The organism is Pseudomonas sp. NFACC56-3, assembly GCF_900100025.1.
GTDB lineage: Bacteria > Pseudomonadota > Gammaproteobacteria > Pseudomonadales > Pseudomonadaceae > Aquipseudomonas > Aquipseudomonas fluorescens_AA.
The window spans coordinates 119,722-140,827 of the sequence record NZ_FMTK01000001.1 but is presented as its reverse complement, the minus strand read 5'-3'; the positions used below and the strand labels follow the sequence as shown (position 1 = coordinate 140,827).

The window sequence follows — 21,106 nt, the reverse complement described above, 5'->3', positions numbered from 1 at the left end:
CACTATTTGCCGATTTCATCGGCAATCGTCGGCTGTGGCCCAGCTTCGCCTACTCCTGCAGGTTGGCGCAAAATACGCAGGAGAACCCATAGGCCGATTCCAAATACCACGAGATAAAAACCCAGGATGAGTAGGGTCGAGGTCAGGATTTGCTGGTGCGATATTTGGGAAACGCTTTCTGCCGTCCGCAACAGGCCCCAGACCGTAAATGGCTGCCGGCCTACTTCGGTGACTACCCAACCGCTTAGCATGGCCACGAATCCGGAGGGCGCCATCAAAACGCACCATTTCTGCAACCAGCGGGCATCATAGAGACGCTTTCTGCACCTGAGAATCAAGCTCGCGACGCCCAAGCCGAGCATCAAAACACCCAACCCCACCATCACGCGAAAGGCCCAGAACACGACAGGAACCGGCGGGATATCCTGCGCAGCGAATTCATCCAGCGCCGCGATTGTGCCGCTCAGATCGTGACGCAGATACAGCGAAGCAACTCGAGGGATCGCCAACTCAAGATGATTGCGACGCTCCTCCATGTCGGGGATGGCAAACAAACGTAGCGGTTCCCCGGCGCCCTCTGGCGGGCGGGTCCAGGTCCCCTCCATAGCGGCCACTTTCTGCGGCTGAAACTTGAGGGTGTGCTCCCCATGAAGATCCCCTACGACGATCTGAACCGGTGCCAATACTGCCACTGCCCACAAAGCCATGGAAAACTGCACCCGCACATGTTCGCGGGTGTGATCCCGCAACAATTGCCAAGCAGATACTCCAGCGACAAATAAGGCCGTTCCTAACAGGGTGGCCAACATCATGTGGGTGAATCGATAGGGGAAAGACGGATTGAAAATGATCGCCCACCAGTCCTGCGCGATAAAACGGCCGTCAGGCCCAATCGCGTAACCGGCCGGCGTCTGCATCCAGGAGTTCGCCGACAAGATCCAAAACGCGCTGATCAGCGACCCCACCGCTACCGCAGATGTGGAAAAAAAGTGCAGACCTCGGCCGACCTTTTTCATGCCGAAGAGCATTATTCCCAAAAACCCCGCTTCCAGAAAAAAAGCCGCCATGACCTCATAAAACATCAGCGGCCCGATCACCTCCCCCGCCATAGAGGAAAGGCGTGACCAGTTAAGGCCAAACTGGTATTCCAGGATCAAGCCAGACGCCGTTCCAATTGCCACATTGAGCGCAAAGATTTTCAGCCAGTAGCGGTAGATGCACAGGTAGACCGGGTTTCGTCGCCATAGCCAGAGCGCCTCCAGCACCATCAGGAAATTAGCCATGCCGATGGTGAAGGCAGCCAGCACGATATGAAAACCGACAGTGATCGCAAACTGGGCACGGGCGGCCAGCAGGGCTGTCTCAAAACTCTCCATGTATCGTCGGACTCCGGAACCTAAATGGCTTGATCCTCATCTGGTATGGCATTGTCCGCCTCCGACGCGCTTGGCTGCGCTCTGATCAGTACCACCGGAATGGATTTAGCAGCAGGAACCTTGCTCTGTTTCGCGTGGTGCCAGAGCGGAATCAACGGGTTTGACTCAGGATAATAGGAGGCTGCGCAGCCTTGCGGAATGTCATAAGCAACGATCTGGAAAGGACCAACCTCTCGCACGACCTGCGGCTCGACTGCCGTGCGCAACCGCACCCATTCGCCGGGTACATATCCCAAACGGACAATATCGCTTCTATTCATGAAAACGACGCTTCGGGTACCTTTAACGCCACGAAAACGATCGTTATAGCCATAGACAGTTGTGTTGAATTGATCGTTGCTGCGCAAGGTCATCAACTGCAGGACACTTCTACGGTCAGGATCTACCTCATCGACATCGTCGTCTTCATCAAGATTAGACGGCGATACGAACTGCGCTTTACCGGAAGGCGTCGTCCATTTGCGCTGGCTCGCCCCCAGCGGACGGTGAAAGCCGCCTGGCTCCCACATGCGGGCTTCCATGTCATGGAAAATGTCCGGGTATACCTCGCTGATGGCCAGGCGAATTGCGGCGTAATTTTGTCGCCATTGCTGCCAGGGTATTCGGGTCTCGCCGCCGAGAGTGGCTTGCGCGAGACCGGAAATAATGGACACCTCGGATAATAGCTGACCACTGGCGGGCTCGGCAGTACCCCGCCAGGCGCGAATACACCCCGTACTGTCCTCGGTGGTGTAGCTCTGCTCTACATTGTTTTGCCGGTCGATCTCGATTCGACCAAGGCAAGGTAGCAGCCAGGTATGCGTGCCAGGAACAAGATGGGTCCGGTTGAGTTTTGTGGCAACCTGTACGCTGACAGCCAAGGCTGACCATGCAGGCTCCATGCGATTGGTATCAGGGACCGCTCGCAAGAAATTGCCACCCAGTCCGATGAAGCCTTTGACGCTGCCATTCAATATTCCCTCGCAGGCATCTACAGTCGTCAGCCCTTTTTGTTCTGGAACCTTGAAGCCAAACAGCCGTTCAATTTTCTCCTTGGGCACTTTGGCCGGGTCTTCGGTAATACCGACCGTTCGTTGTCCCTGGACATTGGAGTGCCCCCTCACTGGGCAGATACCGGCCCCCGCTTTACCCATATTGCCGCGTAGCAGCAAAAGGTTTACCAGCATCTGCACGTTTTCAACTCCTTGCCGATGCTGAGTCATGCCCATGCCGTAGACCACCATCACTTTTTCACTTCGTGCGTAAACCGTCGCCGCAGCCTCCATGGCGGCTCTTCCAAGACCCGAGATCCGCTCAAGCTCTGCCCAGTCATGGCGTTCTACCTCGGCTTGAAACTCAGAAAATCCTTCGGTGTGCTGGGCAATGAACTCGTGGTCGAGCACCGTCTGGCCACCACTGTTGCTGGCGTGCTGTTCCATGTGGAAGAGGGCCTTGGCTATCCCCAAGACCGCTGCGGTGTCTCCGCCTATCTTGACTTGATGGTACTGGGTGCTGATTAACGTTGACTTAGGTCCAAGCATTTCGGCCGGTGATTGCGGATTGACAAAGCGCTCCAGCCCTCTCTCCCGGATAGGGTTAAACGTAATGATGGGGACTTTGCGCTTCCGGGCTTCCTGGAGCGGATGGAGCATTCGTGGACTATTACTTCCAACATTCTGGCCAAAGAAAAAAATGCAATCCGTGTGTTCAAAGTCAGCGAGCGTCACAGTGCCTACAGGTACACCGATACTTTGCTGCAACCCCACCGAGGTGCTCTCGTGACACATGTTCGAGCTATCCGGCAAATTGTTGGTGCCGTACGCGCGCGCGAAGAGCTGATACATGAAAGAAGCTTCAAGAGAGGCCCGACCGGAGGCATAGAACACCACCTCGTCCGGAGAAAGGCTGCGCAGACAATCACCGATTTCGCCGAAGGCCTGCTCCCAGGTCGTCGTTACGTATCGGTCCGACTGCGGGTCATAACGCAGCGGGTGAGTAAGCCGACCCTGTTGTTCCAGGTCGTGATCGCTCCAGCTGCGCAACTCGGTCAAGGAATGTCGTTGAAAAAAGTCGGGGCCGGTGCGTAAGGACGTTAGTTCCCAGGCGGTTGCCTTGGCGCCATTTTCACAGAACTCCAGTGCATGGGGGTCGCCGGGCTTGGCCCAGGCGCAACTTACGCAGGCAAAACCGTGAGGCTTATTTTGCCTGAGTAATGCTTTTGCCCCCTTAAATACAGCCTGTTCTCGCCATAGGATATTCAGGACCGAATGAGCAGAGCCCCACCCTCCCGAGGCGGATGTATACGGACGAAAACGAGCAGAGGGATGGATCAGTCGCATGGTGCACCTTTACGAACCCGAAGCCATAGCAATGTGTCTAAATGTTACGAGCTTACGGCTTTTGAAAGGTTCATGATTTCTCCATGGAGCGTTAACTCCCTCTGGACGTTCGCATCGGGACGAGGAGAAGCGGCAAACCTCGGCCTTTTGACCCCAAGGCATTCAAACAAAGGATGCTGAAGGTTTATGGCTGAATACCGCCTCACTCCCGCCGCCCAAAAAACAATGCCCCGAAAAATCGGGGCATTGCTTCAAGCGTCACTGCCAGGTTTTTACGCGATGTGCAGCGTCCTTCCCTTGACCTCTGTCAGCGCATTGGCCAAAGCGACGTGGAAGAGTTCAACCAACACGTCGACTTCTTCAGGCTGGATAATCAACGGCGGCAGGAAACGCACAACGGCTCCATGGCGGCCGCCAAGCTCCAGAATGACACCCAGGCGCAGGCATTGACGCTGGATGGCCTGGGCCAGGGCCGTGTCCGCTGCCGGTACACGGTTATCGCTCGGCGTATCGCTGACGATCTCCACCCCCACCATCAATCCTCGGCCGCGGACCTGACCCAGGCACGCGTAATCGCTTTGCAGCCGACGCAGATGCCCCATCAATCGTTGCCCCATGACCTCGGCGTGCCCAGGCAAGTCTTCGCCGATGATGTGACGCAACGTTGCAGCCCCCGCCGCCATCGCCATCTGATTGCCGCGGAAAGTGCCGGCATGGGCGCCTGGTTTCCAGGTATCGAGTTCTTCGCGGTATACCATCACGGCCAGCGGCAGGCCGCCGCCGATGGCCTTGGAGAGCACGAGGATGTCCGGCTCGATATCCGCATGTTCGAATGCAAACAGTTTGCCGGTACGGCCCAGCCCGGTCTGTACTTCATCGATGATCAGCGCCACGCCAAACTTGCGCGTCAACTGGCGCAGGCCCTGGAGCCAACGGATCGGTGCCGGGATCACCCCACCCTCGCCCTGTACGATTTCGACCACCACGGCCGCGGGTGGCAAGACGCCCGATTCCGGGTCACTGAGCAGTTGTTCGATAAAATGCAGGCCTGCATCGATCCCGGCTTCGCCGCCAATGCCGAACGGGCAACGGTAGTCATAAGGGTATGGCAGGAACTGCACGTCAGCCATCAGCGAACCCAGGGCCTGTTTGGGCCCCAGGTTGCCCATCAGGCTCAATGTTCCCAGCGTCATGCCGTGATAGCCGCCAGAGAACGACAGGATCGGTTTGCGTCCGGTGGCCGTCCTGGCCAGTTTCAAGGCCGCCTCGATGCCGTCGGCACCAGTCGGACCGCAAAACTGGATGCGCGCATGACGGGCAAAATTTTCCGGCAGCGCGTCGAACAGGTCTTCGACGAAACGATCCTTGACCGGTGTCGTGAGATCCAGGGTATGCAAAGGCAAGCCCGAGTCGAGCGTTTGTCGCATGGCCGCAATGGCTACCGGGTGATTATGCCCCAACGCCAGAGTCCCCGCCCCCGCCAGGCAATCCATGAACAGTTGCCCCTGGGTGTCGCGGACATAGAGGCCATGGGCTTCCTGCAGCGCCAATGGAATACGCCGCGGGTAAGACCGGGCATTCGATTCACGGGCGGCCTGGCGTTGCAGATACGGGTTGGTATTCAGTTCACGCGGCGCTTGCTGACGAAACTGTTCCAGCGTGAAGGTTGCGCTGGAGGGTAGACGGGGCTGGACGCTTTCCATATTGAATCCCTGAGGTGAAGAAACTCTGTCGCGGGCGATCAGCCCTGTCCTTGTTCCTGCATGGCCTGGCGCAAGCTTAGCGGGCGCATATCGGTCCAGACCTTTTCGATATAGTCCAGGCACTCTTGCTTGCTGCCGCTCACGTCGAGCGTGCGCCAGCCGTTGGGCACACTTCGATAATCCGGCCAGATTGAGTACTGCTCTTGATCATTGACGACCACCAGAAAGCGCGTATCCGGACTGTCCAAACTCATTGCTTGCTCCTTGACGGGTATGACGGGAAGGATCCTACGATACAATACTAATGGTATCGATTCTCATTAATATCTCAAATTTTATGCTTGTTTCTCAAAATTTCATTTCGACGTCGAACAGTCGCATCGCGGCAATACCCTGTTTATACTTCGAGCCCTTCTGAACGATAACCTCTCTCAATTCGCGGTCCACGGATGAGTCGATGATCCCCAGCCTTGCCCCGCTGTTCACCGGTCCGCTCGCCGACCATGGTGAAAAGCTGCAACTGCGCAGCCATCCTCGTACGGACGTACCGGGAGACAGGTTCTTCCAGCCCGGGCATTTCAATGCGTTCGTCGATGACTTGCAGGCACGGTACAAAACCGATGAGCGCCTGGCCCTGGTCTCGCTGTGGTCCAAATGGTACTTCAGCACATTCCTGGCACCGGTGATGGCGGCCAATCTGCTCCAGCAATGCGATCTGCCGCTTGCCCTGGCCGACACGGGGATACAACTGGGCCATGACGCCAGGCCACAAGCGTTGCACCTGCCCCATGCGGGCCGCCCCTTGCCCCCCTGCACGGCCTTCGAACGATTCCATACCCTGATCGAGGGCCACCTGGAGCCCGTCATCGAAACCCTGGTCAGTGCCTCCCGGGCGTCGCCCCGGTTGTTCTGGAGCAATGCCGGCAATACCTTCGAGTTCGTCACCAGCCGTATCGACCTTCACCCGCTGGCCAACGCAGACAGCACCGCACCGGCCAGAGAAATCCTGACCAGCCGCCTGCGCCCCAATGGTCAGCGCAATCCGTTGTTCGCCCCCGTGCATTACCAGGATGTCGGCGCAGACGAGCCGCAGCGCCTGAGGCGCATCTGCTGCATTCGCTACCGCCTTCCCGGCGTCGGCTATTGCAGCAGTTGCCCCCTCGATGAGTGCAAACGGCAGGAACAGTCCGCCTGATGGCAACGCTATTTCGCCAGTTGAAAGGGGTTTTCCGCCGTTCGGTCATAGTCCACGAGATGGCCGTAGTCGAGACGATAGACCCGGTCGGCGACATCGAAATAACGGTCGTCATGGGTGATTGCAATCACGGTCTTGCCGGCCGCCTTCAGCTCGGGTAGCAGTTCGTTGTAGAACACATGACGGAACACCGGATCCTGATCGGCCGCCCATTCGTCCAGCAGGAACACTTCCCGGCCTTCCATCATGAGCAGCAACAGCGCCAGGCGCTTGCGCTGGCCCTGGGACAGCGCCGTGGTCGACAGGCGCCCGGCCGCGAATTCAACTTTATGAGCCAGCCCCAGGCGGTCGAGATAATGATCCACCCGCGCCTCGAGCCCTTCATGGTTGCCAGCCTCGCCCAGCACATCGGCGAACAGGTAGAAGTCGGCAAAAATGGCGGCGAAATGCTCGCGATGCCACTCACTGGTGCTGGCATCGAGTTCCACGCCATTGAGCGAAACCTGCCCCGAAGTGGGCACGTAGAGCCCTGTCAGCAGCTTGGCCAGGGTCGATTTACCGCTGCCATTGCCACCGACAATGAAAATCAACTCACCGCGACGAATCGACAGATCGATCGGCCCCAGCTCGAACGCGAACTCGTCACTCTGCCCCGGATAGCGGTAGCGCACGTTTGACAGGCGCAACTCGCCGAAAGGTTGTGCCGCGTGCGCAGGCGTCGTGAACTGCACCGTCTCACCCAGCGCCAGGGCATCGATGGCTTGTAAGGCGACATGGCCGCGAATGACCGCGGGAATGGCGTCGAGGATCATCGAGATCGGCGTGCGCAGAAACATGATCGCCAGCACGTAGCCCACCACCACCTGTTGGCTGAGCAACCCTAGCCCCTGGCCGAGAAAGAACAGCGTACCAATGAGCACGAACACCAGCAGTGTCGTCCAGTTCAGGTTCACCGCCCACAAAGTGTCGGCCCGTACCGACGCGTCCAACGAGGCCCGCGCGATGGGTTCGAGCCTGTGTTCATAGAGCAAGTGGCGGCGTTCCCGGCTCAGGCCCAACTCGCAACGGCCCTGGATGGCGGCCTCGAATTGTTCGGTCAGTTGATCATCCTGCCGTCGTACGGCCTGCATCAGGGTCTTGACCTTGCGTCCGAGCAATACATCAAGCCCTACTCCGAACGCGATCACCCCGAGGGTCAGAACGAAGAACGGCAGGCTCAGCCAGGCCATATAGGCCAGCCCTGCCAACAACAGCAGACCGTTGTACAAGGAGATCGGCAGCTGCTTGAACGCCGTGGCGACGGTGGTCACGTCCTTGGTCAGCGCGTTGTAGATACGCGGGCTGCCCAACCGCTCGATGCGTTCGAGTGCAGTGCCCAATACCTTGCCCACCAGTCGCAGGCGCAGTTGGTAGACCAGGCGATGGCCGATCTGCACCAGCAACCATTGCGAGATGACACCGCTGATGAACAACAGGATCAGCAAACCGCCGAACAGCACCAAGCCCCGGCCGATATCATCGAGACCGTGGTCCAGGCTGCGGTTGATGTAGCCGATCAGGCCGATGCTGGTGGCTGCACTCAAGGCGCTGCTCAGGATCGCCAGCAGAATGCGCCATCGAGCGTCATGCAGCAGTTCTTTCAATAGGATCATGAGGCCGACACCACCTTGGCAGAGGTTTCCAACAATAAAGGCAACAGGTTTTCGACCAAGCGCGGCTCCCCCAGTATCTCGTGATGGCCCACGTCCAGCGTCCACTGGCGAACAGCCTGCCGGGTATGCGCTTGCCACTGGGCGCGCAAGTCGGCATGGGCATTGCCGCGCCAGAGCCACAGCGGTACATCGACGGTGGGCAAGGCATATTCGTACAAACGCAGCTTGATTGCCCGATACTGCGCCAATAGTGCGAGCAAATCAGCATCGGCGGCTTCCCATTGCAGGTGCGCACGCACCTGGGCATCGTCGAGCAACCGGGCAACCCCCTCGGCGTAGTCAAGGCCGGCCAGCAGCCCCGTCAAGCGTTCGCGCAGTGACTCGCCCATGGGCTGGGCGTGGCTGCGGCAATAGAAAGCGAAATCGGCAATCAACTGGCCCGCCCCATCGCCCTCGCCGGCCAGGCTGCGCTGCGCATCATGGTCGAGTACTGCAAGCCCTTCGACGGTAAAGCCGTTGGCTCGCAGATGGGGGATCAGCGCCAACGCCAGACGCGACGCCAGGCTCCAGCCCAGCAACACCAACGGACGCTGTTTCAACTGGACGGGGATGCTTGCCACGTATTGCTGCAACAACGCGTCCATGTCGCCCTCATCCCAGCCATTTTCCAGGGCGGCCAAGCCAAAGACAGCGACTTTGCCGCTCAGATTGTCTACCAGCGGCTGATACGCCTGCAGGTGCCCTTGCGCGCCGTGCACCAGCAGCAAGGCCGGCGACTGTTCATCAGCGTCATGCAAGACTTTCCAAGGGCCACCGCCGTCGTCGTTGCCCAGGCCGTGGACCAGATCACGCACGGTATGCCGTTCGAACAGCAGGTTGGTAGGCAATTCGAGCGACAGCCGCTCGCGAATCAGCGATACCACTTTGATCGCCGCCAGCGAGTGCCCGCCAACGTTGAAGAAGTGGTCGGTCACCCCCAGGTCGTCAACGCCAAGCACCTCGCACCAGATGGCCAAGATGGCAGTTTCCAGCTCGCCGACAGGTGCCACGCGAGTGCTCTGCAAGCGTTGCCGGGCACGTTCGAGCAGGCTCTTGCGATCCAGCTTGCCATTGCTGTTGAGTGGCAGCGTCTTGAGCGCAAGGACAGCGCTGGGCAGCATGTAGTCCGGCAGTTGGCGAGCCAGGGCGGCGCACAGCTGTTCGGTGGTCTGCCCTCCAGTCTCGTCCCTGACCACGAAAGCCAGCAAGCGTGCATGATCGCCTTCGCCGTCCAGCAGGACAGCGGCCTGCAATACGCCTGGCTGGGCCAACAACGCCTGCTCGACTTCCGCCAGCTCCAGGCGAAACCCGCGGATTTTTACTTGCTGATCATTGCGTCCAAGCATGCGCAGTGCGCCATCGGCCTGGCGCAAGGCGAGATCACCGGTGCGATACAAACGGCTGCCACTGAGCGGATCGACACCAAAGGCACTGCCTCCGGCACTGCCCACATAGCCGCGCCCGACACTGGCGCCGCTGATGCAAAGCTCCCCGGCCTGGCCGGATGGGACCGGTCGTTGCTGGTCATCGAGCAAGTGGATGCGGTTGTCGCCCAAGACCTGATTCAAGGCGCTGCCACTCACGCCCTGGTCGATATCGATCGCCCGCCACAACACCCCTACGGTGGTCTCCGTCGGACCGTAATGGTTGTACAGGCGACAGGTGGGTTTCGCTTGGGCCAAACGGTTCAGCAGAGGCTCACCGATCGGCTCGCCGCCCAGCACCAGGACCCGGCGCGGAAGCACCGCCTGGGTCGCGTGTTCGCCCATCAGCGCTTCGAGGTGCGAAGGGACGATCTTGAGCACGTCCAATGGGTAGCGCTGAAGTGCTTCGGCAAACGCCCGGGCATCCGTCACGGTGGACTGCTCCAGCACATGCACGCAGCCGCCCTGCAACCAGGCAGGAAACAGCACGGTATTGCCAAGATCCGCCAGCAGCGAGGACACCAGGCCATAGTGCCCGGCCTCCGGCAACTGGAGCGCGCGAGTCACCTGCGTGACGTAGTGACGCAATTGACCTTGTTCGATCTGCACACCTTTAGGCTTGCCGCTGGTCCCGGAGGTATAGAGCACGTAGGCCAGGTCTTGCGCCGTGCCCTGCACCGGCGAATCGAACACCGGCCCGGTGCATGCCTGCGACCAGCACAGCGTGTTCACCGAGGTATCGGGCAACAGCCCCTCTGCATGCAGCAACAACGCAGGTCGAGCATCATCGATGATGCCGGCCAGACGCAGGGGGGGCTGTTGAGGATCCAAGGGCAGATAGGCAGCACCGACCTTGAAGCAGGCCAGCATCGCGATCAGCATTTGCGCCCCACGGGGCAGGTACAGGCCGACCACTTGCTCACGGCCGATACCGGCCTGACGCAGGCTGCCGGCAACCCGATCGCTCAGGGCATCGAGTTCGGCGTAAGAAAATATTTGCTCCCCATAGCGCAGCGCTGGCCGGTCCGGTTGTGTCCGGGCGTGTTCGCGCACGGTGGCGACGATATCGAGATCCGGCACCTGGGCGGGACGGGGCGGCAACGCCGACAGTTCCTCGGGCAAATGGGCATCGACGCCATGGATGGGAGCGTTGGGCGACTGCACCAAGTGTTCAAGCCAATGGGCGAAGCGCTTGAGCAACACCTGCACCTGGGCTTCACGGTACAAGCCACAATCGTAGGCCAGTGCCAGCTCTGCGCTGCCCTGGGCATCGAGCGTCAGCTGCAATTGCAGCTCCACCGGTGTATCGAAGGACAGGACCTGCAAGCCATGCAGCGACGGTGCATGCACGACACGCAGCCCGGTCTGGAAACTGGCGCGCCACTCTGGCAGCAACTGGGCCTGGCCGACATACTCCTGCCAGGCCACGGCGTTTTCCAGTTGCCGGGCCAATGGCCGCGCCAGGTTGACCAAGGTGCTGTGCTCGGACAACTGCACCATCATCGGCAGGGTCTGCTCGAACAGCCCGAAGGCGCCCGATAGCTCCTCGTAGTCATCACGAGGATCGTGCTGCAAACCCAACTGGCCGTGCTGCTGCCCATTGAGCCTGCCCAGCAATGCCCCCCAGGCAGCCAGGACCAGTGGCTCGACAGCCACACCTTCGCGCTCGGCCAGGGCCGTCAAGGCCGCCGGCAGTGTCTGCGCAAGCGCTAGCCGGACAACGGCATGGCTGCCGCTGGCGATGCCATAGCGTTCGATCAGGCGCATGCCCGGCACTTCCTGCAGGGCTTGGTTGCGCCAGAACTGCACGCCCTGCTCGGCATCTTCGTCCAGTTGCAGGCCATTGATCCATTCGACGTATTCACCGTACTGCATGGGGTCGGCGTCCAAGGGCGCGGCGCGACCCAGCAACTGCTCTTGCAACTGGATCAGGCTGCGCGTGTCCAGCGAATACACCGGGACCGCCAAGAGCAGCCAATCGTCGAGCAACCAGGCCAATACATCGGGTTGTTCGGCCAGGCAACATTGCTGGGCATCGCGCAGCCATGTTTGCTCATCGTGCCCGTCACCCGAGCGCCCCTGACGCCAGTTCAGGCGCAGGTCGCCTAGCTCGACAACCCGTTGACGCAGGCCGGTGGCGCCGACCGGACGCTGGTAGCGCAGGCGCAACGCCTGATGCTGCTGCAAGCCGTCACGCAGGCGCTGTTCGACGATGCCTCCGGGCACGCCCGCCAGCTGCATGCGAACCCAGCGCCAGGCGTGCGGATTGGCCTGGGCCAGTTGTTTTTGCTGGGGTGAAAGCGTGAGTCCAAGGTCCATCATGGTTTCCACTCTGCCTGTGTCTCTCCGGTCTGCGCCGGCGCAGCCATCACTTGGTCACGACCATAGATTTCCCCCATGGCCACGACGATTTTGCGCTCGCCTTCGAACGGGTCCCGGGCGTGTGCCGCCATCATGTTATCGAGCATGACCACATCCCCCTGTTGCCAATCGAAACGCACGGCACAACGGTCATAGGCCGTGTTGATGGCCTCGATGGCCTCGGGCTCGAGCTCGGAGCCGTCACCGTAGAACACCTGCCTGGGCATCGAGGCTTCACCGTCGCGTAGAAACTGCTCGCGCACATCGGCATCGAGAAAGGCCGGGTGATACAGCTGAATCTGATTGAAGAAGCTCTCCTCTCCCGTCAACGGGTGCAGGATGACCGCGGGACACACCTGCCGGGTGTGCAGATCGTTGGCGCCGCGCCACTGGAACTCGATATTGCTCTCACGGCAGATCCGTTCGACGTCGGCACGCTCCTGGGTCTGGAAGAAATGCTGCCAACTGACGTCCAGGCTGGCACTGAAATTACGCACGTACATCAGTTGCTTGCGTCGCAGGTTCGCTTGCAGCCAGGCCGGCAGTTCACGGTAGACCTGGCGGCTGTCGACAATCGGGGTCGCGCCACCGGACGTGGCGGGCGTCTGGCAGTAGAACCATTGCCGGCGCGGCCAGCGATGCTGATGAGCACTCTCGTTGTGAAACAGGATCATCCGATCCTTGGGATAGGGCGTGGACTTGTAGATGTTCTTGCCACCCTCCTCCTTCGGCAGGTCACCGTACTGACCATACAACTGAGGGCACAAAGCCTGGCAAAAAGCTTCGAAAGCCGCCGGCGTCGGCAGATCAAAGCCACGGAAGACAATGCCACCGTGTTCGAGCAGCCAGTTCTCGACCTTTTCACGATTGGCTTCAGCCCAGATGGCCGGTGCCAGTTCGCGGTCGCGCAGTTGAATCGACAAGGGGAACTTCGAGCCTTCGCGCAGCGGTCGGGCTTCGAAGGGCTCACGGGCAACAGGCGACCCGCTCTGGCGCATCTTGCCCAATTTGCTCATTTTGCGTTGCAGCGGATTGTCCGTGGACATTGCGTCAGCTCCTCCTGGAGTCAGAATCAAGGTATCGATTGGGTTGTCTGGCGCCCCGAGGGCCAGGTCCAGCAGCGATTGGAAGGCATCACGCAAGCGTTCAACCGTGCCCCGGCGAAACAGGCTGGTGCGATACACCCAGCGCAGGCTGATCCCATCGCCGTCTTCGCTGGCGAACAGGGCCATGTCGAACTTGGAATGGTGCTGCTCGCCCGTCAGTGGCTCGACCTGCAAGTGGCCAAGTTGGCGTTGTTGCCGCGGCGTGTTGTCGAGCACGAACAACGTTTGCAACAGCGGATGCACATTCGCCACCCGTGGCAGTTCCAGGCATTCGACAACACGTTCGAACGGCGTGTCCTGCCAGGCGAACGCTTGCAGGCAAACCTCCCGGACCTGCTGCGCTTGCTCACGGAAACTCAACTCCGGTTGCAGGCGGATACGCAAGGCCAGCAGATTGACGAAGAAGCCGATCAGAGACTCCGTGGCAGGATGCTCGCGGTTGGCCACATCCGTACCGATGACCAGGTCACGTCCCTGGGTTTCGCGCTGCAGCACGGCCGCATAACAGGTCAGCAGCACCATGAACGGCGACGTTGCGCTGTCTTGCGCGAACGCCTTCAACCGGCCAACCGTGGCCGCCGGCAACTGAAAGTCCAAGGCCGCCCCGGCGCCGTTGTCACGCTCCGGACGTGGGAAATCGAACGGCAGTGGCACTTGCGCGGGAATGCCGGCCAGGGCCTGTCGCCAGAAATCCAGGCCTTCACGCTGACGCCGCTGTACCGCCGCGGAACCTTGCCATACCGCGTAGTCGACGTATTGGATCGCCAGTTCGTCTTGTGGCGGCAGAACACCCGCGCTGTAGGCCTCGTAACCTTGGATCAGTTCATCGACCAGCACAGCGCCGGACCAGCCGTCGGAAGCAATGTGGTGCATGACCAGTTGCAGCACATGGTCCTGCTCACCGAGGCGGTACAGGACCGCCCGCAGCGGTGCCTCGCTGCCGAGGTCGAACGGTCGCAGCGCAATGCCGCGGGCATCGGCCGGCCACTGCGCCGCGCTCGATGCAATCACTTGCAACGCCACCGACAGGTGTCCGTGAATCCGCTGGTACAATTCGCCGCCACGCTGGTGATACGTGGTGCGCAAGATGGCATGGCGTTCCACCAGCCGATGCAACGAGCGCTCCAGGGCGTGGCCGTCCAGCGGGCCGCGCAAGCGTACGGTGCTGCTCATGTTGAAGCTGCTGTCAGCCAGATCCAACTGTTGCATCAGCCAGACCCGCTGCTGCGCCGAGGACAAGGGTTGATCGATCTGTCGGTCGACATGAGGAATCTGCAACGAAGCCAGGTCCAGACGAGGCGCAAGACCTTCGATGCGCTGCGCCAGGTCCGCCAGCACCGGCGTTTCGAACAACCAGCGCAACGGCACTTCAAGGCCCTGTTCGCGCAAGCGCGCACGCACCTGGGCCGCCATCAGCGAATGCCCGCCCAACTGGAAAAAATGCCCGTCGGCAGGAATCTGCGACTGGTTCAACACCGCCGCCCAGACCTCGGCCAACTGTGTCTCGCTGGCCGTCAGCGCACGCTGGACGACACCCGCACCGCCGACGTCCAACTGCACCTGTGGCAGTTGTTTGCGATCCACTTTGCCATTGGTATTGAGGGGCAACTGCTCCAGTGCCTGCAAATGCGTCGGTAACATGTAGGCCGGCAAACGCGCCTGCAAGTAGTTGCGGATCGTGGCTTCGTCAGGCGGGTTGTCGGAACTGGCGACCCAGAAGGCGGCCAGGTGCTCGCCTTGCACGGTCACGACCGCCTGCAGCAGCTCGGGGTGGCTGAGCAGCACGGCCTCGATCTCCCCCAGTTCGATGCGATAACCGCGCAATTTGATCTGATCATCGGTGCGACCGAGGTAATACAGCTGCCCATCGGGCTGCCAACGCGCCAGATCGCCCGTGCGGTACAACCGCCCGCCTTCGCGGCTGAACGGATCGGCAATGAAGCGTTCGGCGGTCAACCCCGGCTGCCCGGCATAACCGCGGGCCAGGCCGTCACCGGCGATATACAGCTCGCCCACACAGCCGGGAGGCACTTCGCACAGGTGCTCATCAAGGACATGGCAACGGGTGTTGAGCAGCGGCCGGCCAATCGGTGCGACGGGCGATTGCAGGGCATCAATCGGCGTCTGGGTGGACCACACCGTGGTTTCTGTCGGGCCGTAGACATTGACCAGGTGCGCCACGCATTGCCTGAGTTCGGTCGCCATCTCCGCCGCCAGCGCCTCCCCCCCGGCCAGGGCCACACGCCCGGCCAGTGCCTGGCGATCGCCTTGCAACAGCATCGCCCAGGTGGCCGGCGTGGCCTGAATCAGATCCACGGCCTGGTGCTGGATCAGGCGCGCGAGCAACACGGGGTCCTGTCGCTCTTCATCGTCGGCCAGCACCACCGTGCCGCCGCGCACCAGCGGCAGGCACAGCTCCAGGCCGCAAATGTCGAAGGTCACGGTGGTCAGGGCCAGATAACGCTGCACATGTTCCAGTGGCAGCGCCTCTTCCATGGCCAGCAGGAAGTTGGCGAAACTGCCGCGACTGATCTGCACGCCCTTGGGCTGCCCGGTCGATCCCGAGGTGTAGAGCGTGTAAGCCAGCTGCTCAAGCGTCGTCGGCAAGGCCGGGGCTTGAGCGGAACACTGCGCCAATGGCAGGTCCGCCCACAAACAGCTACGCAGGTGCCCGGGCAAATCTGCGGACCGCGTATCGCAGAGCAGCAATTGCGGCCGCGCCCGGGTGAGAATCTGCGCCTGGCGTGCCGGTGGGTGAGCCGGGTCGAGCGGCAGGTAGCCGGCACCGGCTTTCTGGATCCCCAACAGGCACACCAGCAGCCGTTCGTCTCGAGGCAGGCAGAAGGCGACCGTCGATTCCTGACCGATGCCCTGCGCCAGCAACCAGTGGGCCAGGCGGTTGGCCTGGGCATCCAGTTCGGCGTAGCTCAAGCGGCGATCGGCGCAGCACACCGCGATACGTTCAGGATGAACGGCAGCCTGTACTTCGAAGCGCGTGACGAAATCCGCTTCGCCACTCAAAAGCGAGGACGTGCCCGCCGTGGCCAGGCTGGCGACTGAACCCAGGGGCACTTCCAGCAAGCGCTGCTGAAGATCGACATTGGCCAGGCTGGCGAGCAATCCCTGGTAATCCTCTGCCAGTCGTTGGCGGGTGCCAGGGCGCACCAACGCGGTAGCGTACTCGACGATCAAACCGGTGCGGGCGTCGGCCCCACGGCCTTGACTGAACACATTGAACGTCAGGTCGAACTTGGCACTCACCACACCATCGGGCAGCGCCAACGATTCCACGCTGATGCCGGGCAAGCTGAGGCTGCGCGCATCGCGGTGGTCAGCCTGATAGTTGAACATCGTCTGAAATATCGGCGTGCGGTCCAGGCTACGCTCGACATCCAGCATGTCCAACAATTGCTCGAACGGCAGCGCCTGATGGGCCAAGTCACCGGCCAATCGCCCGTTCAGGTCGTGGATAAAGGCTTGCAGGCTTTGCCGGGCATCGATCTGTACCCGGTGCGCCAACGTGTTGACGAACAAGCCGACCAATGCCTGGCTCTCGGCCGATTCGCGCCCTGCCACTGGCAAGCCAATGGCGAAGTCATTGCGCCCGCCATGACGCCAGAGCAGCAGTTGATAGGCGGCGAAATACAGCACGAAGGGCGTGACCCCCAATGCCCTGGCGCGGGCATCGATAGCCGCGCTCAACGGGCCAGGCAAGACAAACTCGCTACGGGCACCGGCGTACGCCTGCAGTGCCGGACGCGCGCAGTGGTCCGGCAACTCCAGCGGCTCGTTGCTCAGGCCTTGCAAGCGTTGTTGCCAATACGCCAGCAACTGGCTGCCCTGTGCGCCCTCCAGGTCGCGCCGCTGAGCTTCGATCAGCGGCAGCAACCCGGTGGTCGCGGGTGCGGCCTGGTCCTGGTAGATCAGCGCAAAATCCTCAACCAACAAGCCCATGGACCAGCCGTCCACGGCAATGTGGTGCACATTGAAGAGCAACCGGTAGTCACCCGGCGCCACACAAAACAAGTCGATTGCCAGCAACGGTCCCTGGACCAGATCGAAAACGCGCTGGGCGGCAGTGGCGATGGCCGCGGCCTGCTGCGACTCATCCAGGTCATGGAGGTCATGCACGTTGAAGATCGCACAGGCCGTCTCATCCAGGCGCTGCCAGACCTGCCCTTGTGCTTCAAAGAATCGGCAGCGCAAGGCGTCATGGCGCGCGACCAGGGTCTGGCAAGTGCGTTGCAGTCGAGGCACATCCACGTCACCACGCAAAGCCAGCAATTGCGTCACGTTGTAGGCCGTTGCAGTCGGATCGAGCTGTTGCATGAACCACACCCGTTGCTGGGCGTGGGACAGGGCACGCGGCGACGCCAAGGCTTCGGTTGCCGGCGGTGGTGCGACTGGTGACACTGAGGAGGTCAGTACCCCGGCCAGTTGCCGGGCGGTGGGGGTTTCCAGCAGTTGCCGGGGCATCAGGCGCAGTTCGGCCTGACGCAGACGCGCGATCAATTGCAGGCTGAGGATCGAATCCCCGCCCTCGGCAAAGAAGTCAGCATCCGGTCCCAGGCCGGGCTGCCCAAGCAGTTCGCGAAAGGCCGTGAGGACGGTCAGCAACACGGGGTCCAACCGCCCATCGATACACAGGGCCATGGCCGCCAGGGTGGGATGTTGCAGGACATCGCGCGGTTGTAGCTTGAGCCCTTCGCGCGAAGCCAGGCCGATCAATTGCAGGCTCAGAATCGAATCGCCGCCGAGGGCAAAGAAATCATCTTCGCGCCCGACCTGGGTGCAGCCGAGGACCTGGCACCACAACTGCGCCAGGCGTTGTTCCGTGGCGCCACTGGGTGGCCGAGCGGAGACAGCGGACGACGCTTGCTCAGCCGGTTCAGGCAATGCACGTCGATCCAGCTTGCCATTGGCCGTCAGCGGCAACGCGTCCAGCACCGACCAATGGCTGGGCACCATGTGCTCCGGCAATTGACGCCTGGCCTCGGCTTGCAGGCTCTCCAGAACTTCGGCTGCCAAGGACGGACTGACGTATGCCACCAGTTGCGTGCGCCCCTTCACTTCACAAGCCAGTACCGCCCCTTCGCGAACCTGAGGCTGAGCATTGAGCCAGGCGCTGACTTCGCCCGGCTCAACACGGAAACCACGGATCTTGACTTGGTCGTCCTGACGCCCCAGGAACACCAGCCGCCCCTGGCGATCCAGGCGAACCCTGTCACCGCTGCGATAGAAGCGTTGTCCTTGGGGTGTGGAACCGAAAACCTGGGCGGTCAGCTCCGGTTGACCGAGATAGCCCTGGGCGACCTGAGGACCACCGATCAGCAACTCACCGGCGACACCCAGCGGCACGGAGACATCGTTGCCGTCGACGATACGCAACTGGCAGTCCGATAACGGCTGGCCCAAGGGCAGATACAGCCCCGAGTCCAGCGAGTCGGGCGCAAGGATTTCGCCACAAATCACCCCCACCGTGGTTTCCGAAGGCCCGTAGTGGTTGAAGATGCGCAGTTGCGGCGCCAATTCGCGCACCCGTGCAAACAAGGTGGGGTCGAAACCCTCACCGCCCAGGATCAACAAATCCCTGGGCAAGACCCGTCGGGCATCGTCCAGGGTCAACAGACCGCGCAAGTGCGAAGGCGCAATCTTCAGGCAGTCCACGGGATGTTCGTCAAGAAAGTCAGCCCAGCCGGGCGGATCGAAGGTCAACGACGCAGGCGGCAGGAGCAACGGATCGCCGGCGCTCAGCGCAGCGAACACGCACGTCAGCCCCAGGTCCGCGGCCACGGTCGCCAACGTCGCCCAGCGGCTGCCCGGTTTCGCTTGCAGGCGTTGACCCACCGCGCTTGCGTAATGCGCCAGGTTGCCGTGAGTGACTAGGACGCCTTTGGGCTGGCCGGTAGAGCCCGAGGTGTAAATGAGGTAGGCCGGCAGGTGTGGCTGGCTGAGGCTCTCACCCGGCCCCTCGGTGGCCACGGCGGACAAGTCGGCGGCGCTGAGCACCAGGCGCGCCATGTGGACGCCGGTTTCAGGGGCATCGGCCAATGTCACCCACAGGCTCGCGCCACTGTCCTGCAAGAGCTGCGCAAGTCGCTGTGGCGGCTGTGCCGGGTCGAGAAACAGACAGACCGCTCCACGCTGCCAACACGCCAGCGTCGCCAGCAGTTGTTCCGCACAACGCGGCATGCACAGCGCAACCACCTGCCCCGGCCCAACGCCCTGCCCGGCCAACCGCGAAGCCAACACGCGGCTTGCGGCACCGAGGCTGGCATAGTCGACGCTTCCCTCGACGCTGCACAAGGCCGCAGCGGTCGGCGTGTGCGCTGCCCAATGAAGCACCTGCTGGTCCAATGGCAAGGGGATCGCGCCCAACGCGGGCCCCCACACCTCGCTCGGCGGCGAAGCCAACTGAAGCTCGGCCAGACGGCACTGGGGATGACTCGACGCCTCTTGGAAAATCGCCAACAAGTCGTCCAGCATCTGCTCGACCGTCGCCGCCTCGAACACTTCATCGCTGTATTCCATCTCACAACGCAGGCCCGAATCAGCGCTACGCACCAGGCGCAGCGTGAGGTCGAAACGTGCATGACGCTGTGGCGGATCAAGGACTTCAACCGCGACCCCCGGCAATTTCAGCGTGCGGCTCTCGGGCAAGTCCACCTGGACGAACATGACCTGAAACAGCGGACTCGAACGTGGGCGCTCGATATTTTCGAGCACCTTTTCAAACGGCAGTAACTGATGATCGAAGGCAGCGGCGACGGTGTCGCGGGTGCGCAGCAGCGCGGTGGCGAAGTCCGGGTTGTCGTGCAGGCGCTGACGGATCACCAGGGTATTGAGCAGCGGGCCGATCAACGGCACCAGCTCTGGACGATCGCGTTGAGCGGCCGAAGTGCCCAGGCACAGGTCGGTCTCGCCGCTGTAGCGCGACAGCAGGCAACTGAAAGCCGTCAAGCCGTAAATGTACAGCGTCACCCCATGGTTACGAATAGCCGCCTCGACCGCTGTCGCCAGTTGCGGCGACAGCGTCCGGGCAAGCACTGCGCCGCTGTGGCGGCGTTGAGCTGGCGCCGGACGTGGACGGTCCAGAGGCAATGCCAGCGGCGCTGGCGCATCGGCCAGCTGTGCGCACCAGAAATCGATGTGCTGTCGGCAGCTTTCGCTGTCCAGCCAGTCCTGTTCCCAAGCGGCATAGTCGGCGTATTGGATGCTCAGTTCGGGTTGCCGGGCAGGCTCATCCACTGCCAGCGCCCGGTAAGCCTCGGCCAGTTCAAGGGTCAGTTGTTGAGCCGACCAAGCATCGTAGGCCACATGGTGAATGGTGAAGAACAACCAGGTCGATTGTTCCTGCGCATCGCTGAACGCCTGCCAGCGCCAAGGCGCCGACTGGCTGAGGTCAAAGGGTTCGGCCAGTTGCCGGGCGTACTCATCGGCGCACCACTGCTCATATTCGCAAGCCGCCAGGGCCAGCGGTTCGACGCTGGGCCGTGGTACTTGTTGCGCCTCGCAATGAGACTGCAACTGTCCTTGCGCGTCGGTCGTGTAACGGGTACGCAATATCTGGTGGCGGTCGGTCAACTGTTGCATGGCCTGCTGCAAACGTTCGCCATCGAGGCGGCCGTCGAAACGCAGTACCGAGCACAAGTTGTAAAGCGCACGACTGCTCAGGGCCTCCGCCGACAGGAAACGCCGCTGTGCCTGGGCCAACGGCAAGCGCCCATCTTCGGCGAGCATGGCAGGAACGATCGGCAGGCGCCAGCTATCGATGCCCTTCTCGGCCAGGCGCTGGCGAAAGATCTTTTTCTTGTCCGCGGGCAAGGAAGCCAGCCGCTGCGCAATCTCCAGGAAAGCTTGTTGCGTCATCGC

General features: G+C 61.5%; 8 protein-coding genes. 1 reads left to right on the top strand and 7 read right to left on the bottom strand.

What is annotated here, in order from left to right; translation table 11 throughout:
- Positions 1-2: 2 nt before the first annotated feature.
- The 4 genes from BLO80_RS00525 to BLO80_RS00510 all read right to left on the bottom strand — a co-directional run bounded on the left by BLO80_RS00525 (position 3) and on the right by BLO80_RS00510 (position 5,711).
- Positions 3-1,376 carry a cytochrome ubiquinol oxidase subunit I gene (locus BLO80_RS00525; RefSeq protein WP_092326057.1) on the bottom strand — a complete coding sequence of 458 codons (1,374 nt, stop codon included), beginning with the start codon at positions 1,374-1,376 and terminating at the stop codon, positions 3-5.
- Between the two features lie 20 nt (positions 1,377-1,396).
- On the bottom strand, positions 1,397-3,754 hold the full coding sequence (locus tag BLO80_RS00520) for an FdhF/YdeP family oxidoreductase (protein ID WP_092326055.1): 2,358 nt from the start codon (positions 3,752-3,754) through the stop codon (positions 1,397-1,399).
- 272 nt (positions 3,755-4,026) lie between these two features.
- A complete protein-coding gene (locus tag BLO80_RS00515) occupies positions 4,027-5,457 on the bottom strand; it encodes a diaminobutyrate--2-oxoglutarate transaminase (protein ID WP_092326053.1) in 1,431 nt (476 codons plus the stop codon).
- Positions 5,458-5,495: 38 nt separating this feature from the next.
- Positions 5,496-5,711, bottom strand: a complete 216-nt coding sequence (locus BLO80_RS00510; protein WP_092326051.1) for an MbtH family protein — start codon at positions 5,709-5,711, stop codon at positions 5,496-5,498.
- A gap of 203 nt (positions 5,712-5,914) precedes the next feature.
- Between BLO80_RS00510 and fhuF the strand changes: the two genes are divergently transcribed.
- Entirely contained in the window at positions 5,915-6,652 is a 738-nt protein-coding gene (gene fhuF, locus BLO80_RS00505) for a siderophore-iron reductase FhuF (RefSeq protein ID WP_092326049.1), read from the top strand.
- 8 nt (positions 6,653-6,660) lie between these two features.
- On the opposite strand, the gene BLO80_RS00500 is transcribed toward fhuF, so the two are convergent.
- From BLO80_RS00500 to BLO80_RS00490, 3 genes are read right to left on the bottom strand one after another with little or no spacing between them, the layout of a single operon-like run.
- Positions 6,661-8,304 carry a cyclic peptide export ABC transporter gene (locus BLO80_RS00500; RefSeq protein ID WP_092326047.1) on the bottom strand — a complete coding sequence of 548 codons (1,644 nt, stop codon included), beginning with the start codon at positions 8,302-8,304 and terminating at the stop codon, positions 6,661-6,663.
- Positions 8,301-12,086: a non-ribosomal peptide synthetase gene (locus tag BLO80_RS00495; RefSeq protein ID WP_256574040.1), complete on the bottom strand. Its 3,786-nt coding sequence runs from the start codon at positions 12,084-12,086 to the stop codon at positions 8,301-8,303. Before BLO80_RS00495 ends, BLO80_RS00500 begins: the two co-directional genes overlap by 4 nt.
- A complete protein-coding gene (locus BLO80_RS00490; RefSeq protein ID WP_175459431.1) occupies positions 12,086-21,103 on the bottom strand; it encodes a non-ribosomal peptide synthetase in 9,018 nt (3,005 codons plus the stop codon). The genes BLO80_RS00495 and BLO80_RS00490 overlap by 1 nt, the downstream gene beginning before the upstream one ends.
- Positions 21,104-21,106 lie beyond the last annotated feature (3 nt).